The 13619-nt window shown below is 64.6% G+C and carries 14 protein-coding genes; 10 read left to right on the forward strand and 4 right to left on the reverse strand.

Translation table 11 applies throughout. The features are described from left to right. Positions 1–284: 284 nt before the first annotated feature. Complete coding sequence (locus tag LG661_RS09145; RefSeq protein ID WP_230531573.1) at positions 285–743, reverse strand: GatB/YqeY domain-containing protein; 459 nt, start codon at positions 741–743, stop codon at positions 285–287. Between the two features lie 143 nt (positions 744–886). On the opposite strand from LG661_RS09145, the gene carA reads away from it, so the two are divergent. The 4 genes from carA (at position 887) to LG661_RS09165 (ending at position 3953) form a co-directional block, all read left to right on the forward strand. Beyond that, positions 887–2104, forward strand: a complete 1218-nt coding sequence (carA, locus tag LG661_RS09150; RefSeq protein WP_230531574.1) for a glutamine-hydrolyzing carbamoyl-phosphate synthase small subunit — start codon at positions 887–889, stop codon at positions 2102–2104. 105 nt (positions 2105–2209) lie between these two features. Then, positions 2210–2584 carry a hypothetical protein gene (locus tag LG661_RS09155; RefSeq protein WP_230531575.1) on the forward strand — a complete coding sequence of 125 codons (375 nt, stop codon included), beginning with the start codon at positions 2210–2212 and terminating at the stop codon, positions 2582–2584. An 83-nt stretch (positions 2585–2667) separates the two neighbouring features. Beyond that, positions 2668–3216 (forward strand): cupin domain-containing protein, encoded by a 549-nt coding sequence (locus tag LG661_RS09160; RefSeq protein ID WP_230531576.1) that lies wholly within the window; start codon positions 2668–2670, stop codon positions 3214–3216. A 47-nt stretch (positions 3217–3263) separates the two neighbouring features. Beyond that, complete coding sequence (locus tag LG661_RS09165; RefSeq protein WP_230531577.1) at positions 3264–3953, forward strand: class I SAM-dependent methyltransferase; 690 nt, start codon at positions 3264–3266, stop codon at positions 3951–3953. Positions 3954–3959: 6 nt separating this feature from the next. On the opposite strand, the gene LG661_RS09170 is transcribed toward LG661_RS09165, so the two are convergent. Then, a complete protein-coding gene (locus tag LG661_RS09170) occupies positions 3960–4370 on the reverse strand; it encodes a GtrA family protein (protein ID WP_230531578.1) in 411 nt (136 codons plus the stop codon). After that, complete coding sequence (locus LG661_RS09175) at positions 4367–5188, reverse strand: SDR family NAD(P)-dependent oxidoreductase (protein ID WP_230531579.1); 822 nt, start codon at positions 5186–5188, stop codon at positions 4367–4369. Before LG661_RS09175 ends, LG661_RS09170 begins: the two co-directional genes overlap by 4 nt. Before the next feature lie 190 nt (positions 5189–5378). On the opposite strand from LG661_RS09175, the gene carB reads away from it, so the two are divergent. The 3 genes from carB to LG661_RS09190 all read left to right on the forward strand — a co-directional run bounded on the left by carB (position 5379) and on the right by LG661_RS09190 (position 9967). Next, positions 5379–8849, forward strand: coding sequence for a carbamoyl-phosphate synthase large subunit (gene carB, locus LG661_RS09180; RefSeq protein ID WP_230531580.1), 3471 nt, complete (start codon positions 5379–5381; stop codon positions 8847–8849). Positions 8850–8955: 106 nt separating this feature from the next. Beyond that, positions 8956–9429: a transcription elongation factor GreA gene (gene greA, locus LG661_RS09185; protein WP_230531581.1), complete on the forward strand. Its 474-nt coding sequence runs from the start codon at positions 8956–8958 to the stop codon at positions 9427–9429. A gap of 34 nt (positions 9430–9463) precedes the next feature. After that, positions 9464–9967 (forward strand): hypothetical protein, encoded by a 504-nt coding sequence (locus tag LG661_RS09190; RefSeq protein ID WP_230531582.1) that lies wholly within the window; start codon positions 9464–9466, stop codon positions 9965–9967. On the opposite strand, the gene LG661_RS09195 is transcribed toward LG661_RS09190, so the two are convergent. After that, positions 9968–10450, reverse strand: a complete 483-nt coding sequence (locus LG661_RS09195; protein ID WP_230531583.1) for an Lrp/AsnC family transcriptional regulator — start codon at positions 10448–10450, stop codon at positions 9968–9970. Between the two features lie 163 nt (positions 10451–10613). On the opposite strand from LG661_RS09195, the gene LG661_RS09200 reads away from it, so the two are divergent. The 3 genes from LG661_RS09200 to LG661_RS09210 all read left to right on the forward strand — a co-directional run bounded on the left by LG661_RS09200 (position 10614) and on the right by LG661_RS09210 (position 13587). Continuing rightward, positions 10614–11627 carry a mitochondrial fission ELM1 family protein gene (locus LG661_RS09200; RefSeq protein ID WP_230531584.1) on the forward strand — a complete coding sequence of 338 codons (1014 nt, stop codon included), beginning with the start codon at positions 10614–10616 and terminating at the stop codon, positions 11625–11627. Then, positions 11627–12589 carry a thioredoxin-disulfide reductase gene (gene trxB, locus LG661_RS09205; protein WP_230531585.1) on the forward strand — a complete coding sequence of 321 codons (963 nt, stop codon included), beginning with the start codon at positions 11627–11629 and terminating at the stop codon, positions 12587–12589. The genes LG661_RS09200 and trxB overlap by 1 nt, the downstream gene beginning before the upstream one ends. Before the next feature lie 107 nt (positions 12590–12696). Continuing rightward, complete coding sequence (locus LG661_RS09210; RefSeq protein ID WP_230531586.1) at positions 12697–13587, forward strand: LysR family transcriptional regulator; 891 nt, start codon at positions 12697–12699, stop codon at positions 13585–13587. Positions 13588–13619 lie beyond the last annotated feature (32 nt).

The raw sequence follows: 13619 nt of genomic DNA on the forward strand, positions 1-13619 counted from the left end.
ATGCGCGTGTCATCCCCGGCGCGCGAAGCGCGGGAAGGGGATCCAAGATCAGGCGCGGCGGCATGGATTCCCTTCCCCTCCGATGGCTGCGCCATCTCCGGCCGGGAATGACGTTCAGGTGTCATCCCCGGCGCGCGACGCGCGGGAAGGGGATCCAAGATCAGGCGCGGTGGCATGGATTCCCTTCCCCTCCGATGGCTGCGCCATCTCCGGCCGGGAATGACATTCAGGTGTCATCCCCGGCGAGCGCAGCGAGGAATCGGGGGCTTTACCCTTTTGGCAGCTTACCCCTTCGGCAGCATGTCCTTCACGAGGCCGCTCGCCTTGGCGAAATCCATCCGGCCCGCATACTTGGCGCGAAGAACGCCCACGACCTTGCCCATGTCCTTCATGGAGGAGGCGCCGGTCTCGGCGATGGCGGATTCGATGGCGGCCTTCGTCTCGGCCTCGTCCATCTGCTTGGGCAGATAGGAGGAGATAACCTCGACCTCGTTCTTTTCCTGCTGCGCCAGCTCCGTGCGGCCGCCCTGCTCGTACATGGCGATCGATTCCTGGCGCTGCTTCACCATCTTCTGAAGGAGCGCGAGGATCTCCTCGTCGGAGAGGGGCTCCTTGCCGGCGCCGCGGGCCTCGATGTCCTTGTCCTTGAGGGCGGCCTGGATCAGGCGGATCGCGCCGAGGCGGCCCTTGTCGCCGGCCTTCATGGCCTCCTTCATGTCGGCGGTGAATCGTTCGCGCAGCATCGGCATCTCCTTAATTTTCAAGCGCCCGAGCGTTGACGGGACGCGAACGGACCCTTAAGTCACGCGGGACAGTTCACGGGCGGCCCGGAACAGGCCTGCTCAAGCACGGCCTGTTGGCCCCGGACTTACAAGAGATCATGACGATGCCGCAAGACAAAGACACCACCGGGTCCCTCTCGGGTGGCTGGGACGAGCCGCGCGCGACCGCCGTTCTCGTGCTTCAGGACGGCACGGTGCTGGAAGGCTTCGGCATCGGCGCCGAGGGCGAAGCCACCGGCGAGGTCTGCTTCAACACGGCGATGACGGGCTATCAGGAGATCCTGACGGACCCCTCTTACGCCGGGCAGATCATCACCTTCACCTTCCCGCATATCGGTAATGTGGGCACCAACGAGGAGGACATCGAGAGCGTCAATGCCGCCTCCTCCTCGGGCGTGCGCGGCGTCGTGCTCGCCGCCGCCATCACGGAGCCCTCCAACTGGCGCGCCTCCCGCGATCTGGACGCCTGGCTGAAGGCCCGCCAGATCGTCGGCCTGACGGGCATCGACACCCGGGCGCTGACGGCCCTGATCCGCGATAAGGGCATGCCGAACGCGGTCATCGCCCATGACCCGGCGGGCAACTTCGATATCGAGGCCCTGAAGGCCAAGGCCGCCGCCCTCCCCTCCATGGACGGGCTCGACCTCGTACCGCTGGTCACCAGCACTCAGCGCTTCGACTGGGACGAGACGACCTGGCAGCGGGGCGAGGGCTACGGCCATCAGGAGAGCGAACCCAAGTATCACGTGGTCGCCATCGACTACGGCGTGAAGCGCAACATCCTGCGTCTCCTGGCGCGGGCCGGCTGCAAGGTGACGGTCGTTCCCGCCACCGCCACGGCCGACGAGGTGCTGGCGCTCAAGCCTGACGGCGTGTTCCTGTCGAACGGCCCCGGCGATCCGGCCGCGACCGGCGAATACGCGGTTCCGGTCATCCGGAAGGTTCTGGAGGAGAAGATCCCCACCTTCGGCATCTGCCTCGGCCACCAGATGCTGAGCCTGGCCGTGGGCGCGAAGACCCGGAAGATGCACCAGGGCCATCACGGGGCGAACCATCCGGTGAAGGACAAGACCACCGGAAAGGTCGAGATCACCTCCATGAACCACGGCTTCGCCGTCGATCCGGAGACCCTGCCGAAGAACGCCATGGAGACTCATGTCTCCCTGTTCGACGGCTCCAATTGCGGCATCTCGCTGACCGACCGCCCTGCCTTCTCGGTGCAGTACCACCCGGAGGCTTCGCCCGGTCCGCAGGACAGCCACTATCTCTTCGACCGATTCGTGAAGCTGATGGATGAGCAGAAGGCCGAGCGTCAAGCTTGAGCCGCCGCGGCATAGGGACCATTGCGCCTTCCCCCCAAATCACGCTAACCGTTCATTAACAATAAGAATTGAACGATACGGCTTTTGATTTGGGGGTATTCTCCGATGGATTTCGATGACGATTCCGGCGAATTCAGCCGGCTGCACAATCTCTTCACGTTTCATCTCGGCATCGCAGTTTCGCTGTCCTGGCTGACCTCGCTCTATGCCTGCCTTTATGCTCCCTGGGTGCGCAACATCCGCCCGCTGATCGATCCGTCGAGCGCAGGCCCGGTCGAGAGCACCTGGTCCTATCTCTTCATCTTCCCCGTCGTGCTGACCGCAGCCTGGCTGGTCTCCATCTTCGGCCAGAACGTGCTTCGCCACTTCCGGCTCCTGAAGAACCAGGTCGTCGAGTTCGGCGTCGCTGCGGCCGTCGCCTTCGTCCTGTTCTATCTCTCCATCGACCGCGCCGTCGCGGCCATGCTGCTCGGGCTGTAAGCCCTGCCCTCATAAAAGCAGCCAAGCTCGATCTTTCGCCCAGGCCATGCGTTCACCCCCCGACACAGTTGAGGGAGAAACGCATGGCCCAGGCCAGAGGATATGGCGCACCGAACGCCTATAACGCACCGCTCGGTACGGAGACCTACGTCTTCAAGAGCAACGGAATCGTCCCGAACAGTTCCCTGCCGCTCATCGTGCGCCGGGGCGCCATTCCGCCCTCCGCAGGCGATCCGTCCAAGGCCTTCAAGACGACCTTCGCCAAGAACGGCTGGACCAACGCCTGGCTGGGTACCATCCACGATTACCATCACTATCACCCCAACACCCACGAAGTGCTCGGCATCGCCTCAGGCTCGGGCTCGGTGCGCTTCGGCGGTGAGGACGGCGAGCTCGTGGCCGTAGGCGTCGGCGACGTCGTGGTCATCCCGGCTGGCGTCGCCCATGCCCTCATCAACGGAACCGACGATTTCGCCGTGGTCGGGGCCTATCCGGACGGGCGGGATTACGAGACGGTCAGGGACGATCCGGGAGCGCTCGCCTCTTCGCAGAAGCGGATTGCCGACGTCCCCCTGCCGGACATGGACCCGGTGGATGGGGCCGATGGGCCGCTCGTCAAGCTGTGGTCGTGAAATCCTGATGACGGAGGATCGGCCTTGAGCTAAGAATCCGTCCCGTCATGAACTGGCGCGATTACTGGAACCAAGACACGCCGATCTATGCCAGCGAGCGCCACAAGCTCCTGCATTACCGGCTGGTCGCGAGCGATATCATCGGTCTCATCCCCTCCGGGGAGGCCGTGGTGCTCGATTATGGCTGCGGCGAGGCGCTCTTCGCCGACCGGATCGCAGCCAAATGCGCCAGGCTCTACCTGAGCGATGCGGCCCCGCTCGTGCGGGACCGCCTTCGCGAGCGGTTCGGGAGCAACGACCGCATCACGGTGCTCGGACCCGACGAGGTCTCAGGCCTTCCCGACGGTTCGCTCGATCTCATCGTCGTCAACTCTCTCCTGCAGTATCTCTCCCGCGACGAGCTGCGCAGTCTGCTCAAACTCTGGCGGGCCAAGCTGAGAGGCTCCGGCCAGCTGGTCATCGCCGACGTGATCCCGCCGGATGTCAGTCCGCTGAAGGACGCCAGGGCGCTCCTCTCCTTCGCATGGCAGGGCGGCTTCCTCGGCTCCGCCGTTCTCGGTCTCATCCGCACGGCCTTTTCCGACTACCGCAAGCTCCGCGAGACCATCGGCCTGTCCCAGTACAGCGAAAAGGAAAAGGTCGAGATCCTGCAGGATGCCGGATTTTCCGCCGAGCGGGCCGAGCGCAACCTGGGCCACAACCCGGCGCGGATGACCTTCGTCGGACGGCCGGCCTGAGAGCGGCTAAGACGCCCTCGCCCCGGCGAATGTCCACATCTTGTGGGCGGTGAAGCTCCAGAACATCACGATCCCGGTCGTCACCACCTGCGCGGGGAGATACGGCGCTCCGAGCCAGACGGTGAAGGCGTTCATGAAGAGCCAGGTCAGCAGGAACCCGACGAAGGCGACCAGGGCGAAGCGCCACGTGGCCTCCCGGTGAGGACGGCTGCTGTCGTAGGTATGCCTGCGGTTGAGCATGTAGGAGAGGAACCCGCCGGCCACGTAGCCGGCGAGCGTTGCCGCAACGGGATGCGCCCCGCCGATCTCGACAAGACCGATCAGGACACTGTAGTGAACCGCGGTCGCCGCCACCCCGACCCCGAAGAAGGTGGAGAACTGACGGGTGATGCGGTGGAAGGGATGAATGGCTGTCACGTTTCCTGGTTAGCTTTCTCGCCGGGATTCGTCATCTCGCCCCGCTGGAGTATTCCGGCAACCTTCCGGGTTATAACCCGCGGCGCGAATTTCGCCATCAGCGTGCCCAGCCTATTCGTCGCACCCGACACGACAATGGCTTTCCCGGCCTCATAGCCCTCGATACCGATCCGCGCCACGTCCTGCGCCGTCATGGTCCCTCGCGTGAAAAGCTTGGAGCTTTCGAGATCGGCGGTTGCAGCGAATTCGCTTTCCGTCGGTCCGGGGCAGAGGGCCGTCACCGTGACGCCGTAAGGCTTCGCCTCCTCGTGCAGGGCTTCAGACAGGGAGAGCACATAGGCCTTGGTGGCGTAGTAGACCGCCATGGACGGCCCCGCCTGGAAGGCGGCGGTGGAGGCGACGTTCAGGATGCCTCCGCGCCTGCGCTCGATCAGGCCGGGCAGGATCAGGCGGGAGAGCGCCGTCAGCGCGGTGACGTTGAGGTCGATCATGGCGATCTGCCGCTCATACGGCAGCGTCGCGAAGGTCCCCCTTAGGCCGAACCCGGCATTGTTCACGAGGGTATGGACGACGATCCCCCGGTCCCGGAGCATCTCGACCAGGTCGGCGGGTGCCTCGCGGTCTCCGAGATCGAGCGCCATGACCTCGACCTGGACGCCATGCATTCCTCTGATCTCCTCGGCCAGGGCCTCGAGCCTCTCATGCCGCCGCGCCGTCAGGACGAGGGGGCGTCCGCGGGCGGCGAAGCCCCGCGCCAGCTCCGCCCCGATTCCGCTCGATGCCCCCGTCACAAGCGTCCAATGCGGTTCTTCCGCCACGATCCGTCCTCCTGCATGCCCCGGCCGATCATGCCGCATGGGCGTTTGCCGGGTAAATCATGGCTCAGGCCTTTGAATTTGCTCAAGCTCCGTGTAAGAGCCTCTCTCAACCTTCAATCCGATCACACGCCAGCTGCGCTTGAAGCGCCGCAATTTGCGGCCGCGCGGCTGGACATGCCTGGGTGGCCCAATGCCGAAACGGACAGACATCTCCTCCATCCTCATCGTCGGCGCCGGACCGATCATCATCGGTCAGGCCTGCGAGTTCGACTATTCGGGCACGCAGGCCGTGAAGGCCCTGAAGGAGGAAGGCTACCGAGTCATCCTGGTGAATTCGAACCCCGCGACGATCATGACCGACCCCGATCTCGCGGACGCCACCTACGTGGAGCCCATCACTCCCGAGATCGTCGCCAAGATCATCGAAAAGGAGCGCCCGGACGCGATCCTGCCCACCATGGGCGGCCAGACGGCGCTCAACTGCGCCCTGTCCCTCAAGAAGATGGGCGTGCTTGAGAAGTTCGGCGTCGAGATGATCGGCGCCACGGCCGAGGCCATCGACAAGGCCGAGGACCGCCAGCTCTTCCGCGAGGCCATGACCAAGATCGGCCTCGACACCCCGAAGTCGCGCCTGGCCAACGCCTCGGCCCTGAAGAAGGCTGACCGCGACGCCTACCTCGCCGAGATCGCCCGCATGGAAGCCATGGATATGCATCCCGGCGACAAGAAGCGGATGATCGCGGCCTACAAGCTCAAGTGGGACGCGGGCGAGAACGACCGGCGCAAGCGCTATCAGGAGCACGCCATGGGCGAGGCCCTGCTGGCTCTCGCCGATGTGGGCCTGCCTGCCATCATCCGTCCGTCCTTCACCATGGGCGGCACCGGCGGCGGCATCGCTTATAACCGTGAGGAATTCCTCGATATCGTGGAGCGGGGCCTCGACGCCTCTCCCACCAACGAGGTGCTGATCGAGGAGAGCGTGCTCGGCTGGAAGGAGTACGAAATGGAGGTCGTCCGCGACAAGGCGGACAACTGCATCATCGTCTGCTCCATCGAGAACATCGACCCGATGGGCGTCCATACGGGCGATTCCATCACCGTCGCCCCGGCCCTCACCCTGACCGACAAGGAATACCAGATCATGCGCGACGCCTCGCTGGCGGTTCTGCGCGAGATCGGTGTCGAGACCGGCGGCTCCAACGTTCAGTTCGCGATCAACCCCGAGAACGGGCGCATGATCGTGATCGAGATGAACCCGCGCGTGTCGCGCTCCTCGGCGCTCGCCTCGAAGGCCACGGGCTTCCCCATCGCCAAGGTCGCGGCGAAGCTCGCCGTCGGCTACACCATGGACGAGATCGCCAACGACATCACGGGCGGCGCGACGCCGGCCTCCTTCGAGCCGACCATCGACTATGTGGTCACCAAGATCCCGCGCTTCGCCTTCGAGAAGTTCCCCGGCGCGGAGCCGACGCTCACGACGGCCATGAAGTCGGTGGGCGAGGCCATGGCCATCGGCCGCACTCTGCCGGAATCGCTTCAGAAGGCCCTGCGCTCGCTCGAGACCGGTCTCACCGGCCTGGACGAGATCGAGATCGAAGGCCTCGGCAAGGGCGACGATAAGAACGCCATCAAGGCGGCGCTGGGTACGCCCACGCCCGACCGTCTCCTGAAGGTCGCGCAGGCCCTGCGCCTCGGCATCAGCCATGACGAGGTCTACGAGAGCTGCAAGATCGACCGCTGGTTCCTGGAGCAGCTTCAGGACATCGTCGATCTGGAGGCCAAGGTGAAGGCGCACGGACTGCCGAAGACACCCAACGCTTTCCGCCAGCTGAAGGCCATGGGCTTCTCGGATGCGCGCCTGTCCGTTCTTTCCGGCACGACCGAAGCCGAGGTGCGCGAACTCCGCCGCTCGCTCGGCGTGCGCCCGGTCTTCAAGCGCATCGACACCTGCGCCGCGGAGTTCGCCTCCCCCACCGCATACATGTACTCGACCTATGCAGCCCCCTTCGCGGGCCAGCCTGCGGACGAGGCCACGCCGTCGGACGCCAGGAAGGTCATCATTCTCGGAGGCGGCCCGAACCGGATCGGCCAGGGCATCGAGTTCGACTACTGCTGCTGCCATGCCTGCTTCGCGCTCAAGGATGCGGGCTACGAGACCATCATGGTCAACTGCAATCCGGAGACGGTCTCGACCGACTACGACACCTCCGACCGGCTCTATTTCGAGCCGCTGATGCAGGAGGACGTGCTGGAGATCATCGAGACCGAGCGCTCCAAGGGTACGCTCCATGGCGTGATCGTGCAGTTCGGCGGTCAGACCCCGCTCAAGCTCGCCCGCGCCCTGGAAGAGGCGGACGTGCCGATCCTCGGCACCTCGCCTGACGCCATCGACCTCGCGGAGGACCGGGACCGGTTCAAGCGGCTTCTCGACAAGCTGCACCTGAAGCAGCCGAAGAACGGCATCGCCTATTCGGTGGAGCAGGCCCGCCTCATCGCCGCCGATCTCGGCCTGCCCTTCGTGGTGCGCCCGTCCTACGTGCTCGGCGGCCGCGCCATGGCGATCATCCGCGACGAGGCCCAGTTCGAGGATTACCTGCTCGGCACCCTGCCGAGCCTGATCCCCTCGGACATCAAGGCCCGCTATCCCAACGACAAGACCGGCCAGATCAACACGGTGCTGGGCAAGAACCCGCTCCTCTTCGACCGCTACCTTTCGGATGCGATCGAGGTTGACGTGGACTGCCTGGCGGACGGCAAGGACGTGTTCATCGCCGGCATCATGGAGCACATCGAGGAGGCGGGCATCCATTCGGGCGACTCGGCCTGCTCTCTCCCCCCCCGCTCACTCTCGAAGGAGACCATTGCAGAGCTTGAGCGCCAGACGAAGGACCTGGCCCTGGCCCTGGATGTCGGCGGCCTGATGAACGTGCAATACGCCATCAAGGACGGCACGATCTACGTCCTGGAGGTGAATCCCCGCGCCTCACGCACGGTGCCCTTCGTGGCCAAGGTCATCGGCGAGCCCATCGCCAAGATCGCAGCCCGCATCATGGCCGGTGAGAGCCTGACCAAGTTCAGCCTGACGCCTAAGGAGCTGCCGCATATCGGCGTCAAGGAAGCCGTGTTCCCCTTCGCCCGCTTCCCGGGCGTGGACGTGCTGCTCGGGCCGGAAATGCGCTCGACGGGCGAGGTGATCGGCCTCGACCGGGGCTTCGGCGTCGCCTTCGCAAAGAGCCAGCTCGGAGCCGGAAGCCAGGTTCCCAAGACCGGAACCCTGTTCGTCTCGGTTCGCGACTCGGACAAACCCCGCATTCTGCCGGCCGTTCGGATGCTCGAGGAAATCGGGTTCCAGGTGCTGGCGACCGCCGGCACGCAGAGATACCTTGAGGAGCAGGGCGTCAAAGCCAGGCGCATCAACAAGGTTCTGGAAGGGCGCCCCCACGTGGTGGATGCCATGAAGAACGGCGATATCCAGCTGGTCTTCAATACCACCGAAGGGGCAGGCGCCCTGTCAGATTCTCGCAGCTTGAGGCAGGCTGCCCTCTTGCATAAGATACCTTACTACACCACTCTTGCGGGAGCGATCGCTGCAGCCGAGGGCATCAAGGCCTATCTCGGCGGCGATCTCGAGGTTCGGGCGCTTCAGGACTACTTTGCCTGAGGTTCCAGCCTCAATCATGGAACTGCGAAGCTTCTGGTAAGTTTTCGTTGACATGCGAGGGCGCTGGAAACAGCGGCCTCGTACCTCTTTTTGGACGAGATGAATGATGGACAAGGTCCCTCTGACGATCAAGGGTTTCGCGGCGCTCGAGGAAGAGCTCAAGCACCGGCAGCAGGTTGAACGCCCCCGGATCATCCAGGCGATTGCGGAAGCCCGTGCGCTTGGCGACCTGTCGGAGAATGCAGAATATCATGCCGCCAAGGAAGCCCAGTCCCTCAACGAAGGACGCATCCTTGAGCTCGAGAGCCTGATTTCGCGCGCCGAAGTCATCGACGTCACGAAGCTCTCCGGCGACCGGATCAAGTTCGGCGCCACAGTGAAGCTGGTGGACGAGGACACAGAGGAAGAGAAGACCTACCAGATCGTGGGCGAGCCCGAGGCCGACGTGCGTTCCGGCCGGGTCTCGGTCGCCTCTCCTATCGCCCGGGCCCTTATGGGCAAGACCATCGGCGACACGGTGGAGGTCTCGACCCCCGGGGGCGGCAAGTCCTACGAAGTCGTCGGCGTCCGTTTCGGATAAATTTGAGGAGGGGCAGAACCATGAGGATCCTGTCATGTCATCCCCTGTCTCCCGCCGATCCCTGCTGATAAGCCTCGCCTGTGCCGGCCTCGCCGGCGCAGGCCTTCTGCCTGCCGGAACGGCAGACGCCCAGGCCTTTCCCCAATCGTTCTCTTCGTTTGCCGTCGATGCGAGCGTCCTGCGCGCCAAGGGCCTCGGCTCCTTCGCCGACCTCGTAGCGGCCGCAACCCTTGCCGAGCTGAGACGCTCATTCGCCGACCGGATCGATCCGCGCGGTCCGCGCCTCGTCGTGCGCCTGACGGGAGTTTTCCTTACGCCGTTCCCCGATAGCGGCCGCGACAGATGGTGGGGCGGCGGCGGCGGAACCGACTCCCTCGAAGGGGAGGCCCTGGCCGTCGGCCCAAGAGGCGAGATCCTGGCGCGTCACCCGCAGCTGGCGGTACTCGACGTGAACCGGAGCATTCTCAACCCGGACGAGCAGGGCCGCGCCGTCGCTGTCGCACAGCACTGGGTGCGGTGGCTGCGCCGCCGCATCTGATCAGGTAGCTTCCGGCACATCCTCGATGGGAACCAGCGGCTCGTCCTTGACAAGATCGAGGGTGAGCGCCGTGCGGACGTTTCGGACGTTGGGAAGCGAGGTCAGCTCGGAGACCAGCCCCTGGAAAGCGGCCAGATTCGGGGCCACGCATTTCATGATGAAGTCGATGTCGCCGGACAGGGTCCAGCACTCCCGGACCATCGACCAGTCCTTCACGCGCTGCTCGAACTCCTTGAGCTCCTTCTTGCCCTGAATGTCGAGCTGCACCATGGCGAAGCAGACGATCTCGAAGCCCAAGCCCTTCGGGTCCAGGATCGCCCGGTAGGCCTTGATGATGCCGGCGCTCTCCAGCGCACGCACCCGGCGCAGGCAGGGAGGAGCCGACAGGCCGACACGCCGGGCCAGCTCCACATTGGTAATGCTGCCGTCGGCTTGCAGTTCTTTCAGAATGGCCCAGTCAATGGAATCGAGGCGTCCGCGCACGGTAACTCCGCTCAGGCACGACGGAACAGGGAAACGCGTTCCGACCGTCCGCATCAGGCAAAAGGCTCGTCTTGGGTGACTAGACCGTATAAAGGATCGGCACAAGGAGGACGGGCGATTAAGTCGCAACGAACTTCATGAACTCCACAGGCTCATTGATCGAATGTTGCGCAACCAAACCGGCATCACCTCCTGGGTGCTGACCGACGGCAAGGCCGGAGACGAGCTGCAGGCCTTGAGCGTTGCCGAAGCCCTTGGGCTGTCCCCGGAGATCCGAAGGGTGAGGCCGCGCCCCCCCTTCTCCTGGCTCATGCCTTGGGGTCCTATCGATCCTCGCGAGCGCCCTGACGCCAATGACAGCCCCCTCGCTCCACCCTACCCTGACATTGTCATCGGCTCGGGACGAAGGGCCGTGGCCTATCTACGCTTCGTGAAGCGGATCTCGGGCTGGCGGAGCTACACGGTTTTTCTCAAGGATCCTCGCACCGGCCCCGAGGTCGCGGACTTCATCTGGTCGCCGAGCTATGACCGGGTTCGTGGGCCCAACGTGCTCACGACGCTCACCCCGCCGCACCGGGTCTCGGCGAGGCGGATCGCCGCTGCGCGAGCCGCGCCCGATCCGCGTCTTGCAGGCCTCCCCTCCCCGCGTGTTGCCGTCATCATCGGCGGGAACAGCCGCCATCATCATTTCACCGAAGCCGATACTGCGCGTTTCGTGGAGCATCTCACCGCCGTGGCCGAGACCGGGGCAGGATTGATGATGACTGCTTCCCGCCGCACCCCTCCCGCCCTCAAGGAAGCCCTTCAGCAGCTGGCGACCAGGCATCAAGGCTTCTTCTGGGACGGCTCGGGCGAGAACCCCTATGTGGCGCTCCTGAGCCTTGCGGATTTCATCGTGGCGACGGCGGATTCCGGCAACATGATCGGCGAAGCCGCAGCGACCGGCAGGCCGGTCCTCGTCTTCGAACCCTCCCGCGGCCATCCCAAGCTTCGTGTCCTCCTCAAGGAACTCGAAGCCCAGGGAATTGTGCATCCGCTCACGGGCAGGCTTGTAGGACAGCCCTATGAGCCCTTAAATTCAACGCCTCAGATTGCGGATGCCATCGCCCAAGGCCTGGCCCGCCACCGCCGAGCCCTCGGTTTGCCGGACATCGCCTTTTCATTGGAGACTTCCTGATGGCCCATTCTCACGCCAAGCTCATCATCATCGGCTCGGGGCCGGCCGGCTACACGGCGGCAATCTATGCGGCGCGCGCCCTGCTCGAGCCCGTGATGATCTCGGGCTTCCAGCCCGGCGGGCAGCTCATGATCACCACCGATGTGGAGAACTATCCGGGTTTCGCCGAGGTGATCCAGGGTCCCTGGCTCATGGAGCAGATGCGCCTCCAGGCAGAGCATGTGGGCACCCGCATGATCTCCGACCATGTCACCAAGGTGGAGCTGAACCAGCGTCCCTTCCGCCTTGAGGGGGATTCGGGCGACACCTACACCTGCGATGCTCTCATTATTGCCACCGGCGCCCAGGCCAAGTGGCTGGGCCTCCCCTCCGAGGGGCTGTTCCAGGGCTTCGGCGTCTCCGCCTGCGCCACCTGCGACGGCTTCTTTTATCGCGGCAAGGAGGCCGTAGTCGTGGGCGGCGGCAACACCGCCGTCGAGGAGGCGCTCTACCTTGCCAACCTCGCCTCGAAGGTGACCCTCGTCCACCGACGCGACTCCTTACGTGCCGAGCGCATCCTGCAGGACCGTCTCTTCAAGCACCCCAAGATCGAGGTGCTCTGGAACTCCGCGGTCGAGGAGATCTGCGGGACAGAGAACCCATCCTCGGTGACCCATGTCCGGCTGAAGAACCTCGTCTCCGGAGAAGTCTCGGACTTCAAGACTGACGGCGTCTTCATCGCCATCGGCCACCAGCCCTCGACCGAGCTCTTCACCGGACAGCTCGACATGAAGCCCGGCGGATACCTGCGAACCAAGCCGGGGTCGACCGAGACGAACGTCCCCGGCGTGTTCGCCGCCGGCGATGTGACGGACGACATCTATCGGCAGGCCGTGACCTCTGCCGGCATGGGCTGCATGGCGGCGCTCGACGCCGAGCGCTATGTCGCAGCCCTGGAACTGACCCAGGAGGCGGCCGAGTAGTTTGTGAACAACTGGTTAGCCTTTTGTCAGAATTCCTATTGCCTCCGGCAGCCGCCCTATAAGAGATAAGGTGACCCGCCACCCATGGCGGGCGTCAGGGGACAGCCGTGGACTGGGACAAGATCCGGATTTTCTATACGGTCGCTGAAGCGGGGAGCTTCACGCGGGCCGGCGACGATCTGGGCCTGAGCCAGTCGGCGGTGAGCCGCCAAATCAGCGCCCTTGAAAGGGAGCTGAAGGCCCCCCTCTTCCACCGCCATGCCCGCGGCCTGATCCTGACCGAGCAGGGCGACCTGCTCTTCAGGGCCGCCCGCGACATGCGCATGCGGCTCGAGACCACCAAGGCCCGACTGGTTGAGACGAGCGAGCGGCCGTCCGGCGAACTGAAGGTGACGACGACGGTCGGGCTTGGCTCCATCTGGCTTGCCCAACGCATCGGGGAATTCCTGGACCTCTACCCGGACGTGCGGGTCGAACTGATCCTCTCGAACGAGGAGCTGGACCTGGCCATGCGCGAGGCCGACGTAGCCATCCGCCTGCGCCGCCCGGCCCAGCCGGACCTGATCCAGCGACGCCTCTTCACCGTGCACTTCCACGTCTACGCCTCGAAGGATTATCTCAAGCGCTTCGGTGAGCCAGTGTCTCTGCAGGACCTGGATGAGCACCGGATCGTGTCTTTCGGCGGGGATGCGCCGTCCTACTTGATGGCCGTCCATTGGCTCTCCACGGCGGGGCGCGAAGGCCGGGAGCCACGCCAATACCATTACGTGGTCAACAACATCACGGCCCTGAAGCTGGCCGTCGAGACGGGCGCAGGTATCGCCGTGCTTCCGGATTATGCGGTCGTTGGCAATCCGAACCTCGTCCAGATCCTGCGCGATGTGGAAATGCCGTCCCTCGACAGCTATCTCGTCTATGCCGAGGAGATGCGCTCGGTTGCCCGCGTCCAGGCTTTCCGCGATTTCCTGATCGGCAAGGCGCAGCGCTGGACCTTCTGAAGATTCCGCCGAACCGGTGCTTCCTTCGCCCG

Source organism: Microvirga roseola, assembly GCF_020866965.1.
GTDB lineage: Bacteria > Pseudomonadota > Alphaproteobacteria > Rhizobiales > Beijerinckiaceae > Microvirga > Microvirga roseola.

Bases quoted from the DNA above. Each gene is read 5' to 3' on its own strand.
- LG661_RS09145 (WP_230531573.1), bottom strand. From the start codon at position 743: ATGCTGCGCGAACGATTCACCGCCGACATGAAGGAGGCCATGAAGGCC.
- carA (WP_230531574.1), top strand. From the start codon at position 887: ATGCCGCAAGACAAAGACACCACCGGGTCCCTCTCGGGTGGCTGGGAC.
- LG661_RS09155 (WP_230531575.1), top strand. From the start codon at position 2,210: ATGGATTTCGATGACGATTCCGGCGAATTCAGCCGGCTGCACAATCTC.
- LG661_RS09160 (WP_230531576.1), top strand. From the start codon at position 2,668: ATGGCCCAGGCCAGAGGATATGGCGCACCGAACGCCTATAACGCACCG.
- LG661_RS09165 (WP_230531577.1), top strand. From the start codon at position 3,264: ATGAACTGGCGCGATTACTGGAACCAAGACACGCCGATCTATGCCAGC.
- carB (WP_230531580.1), top strand. From the start codon at position 5,379: ATGCCGAAACGGACAGACATCTCCTCCATCCTCATCGTCGGCGCCGGA.
- greA (WP_230531581.1), top strand. From the start codon at position 8,956: ATGGACAAGGTCCCTCTGACGATCAAGGGTTTCGCGGCGCTCGAGGAA.
- LG661_RS09190 (WP_230531582.1), top strand. From the start codon at position 9,464: ATGTCATCCCCTGTCTCCCGCCGATCCCTGCTGATAAGCCTCGCCTGT.
- LG661_RS09200 (WP_230531584.1), top strand. From the start codon at position 10,614: ATGTTGCGCAACCAAACCGGCATCACCTCCTGGGTGCTGACCGACGGC.
- trxB (WP_230531585.1), top strand. From the start codon at position 11,627: ATGGCCCATTCTCACGCCAAGCTCATCATCATCGGCTCGGGGCCGGCC.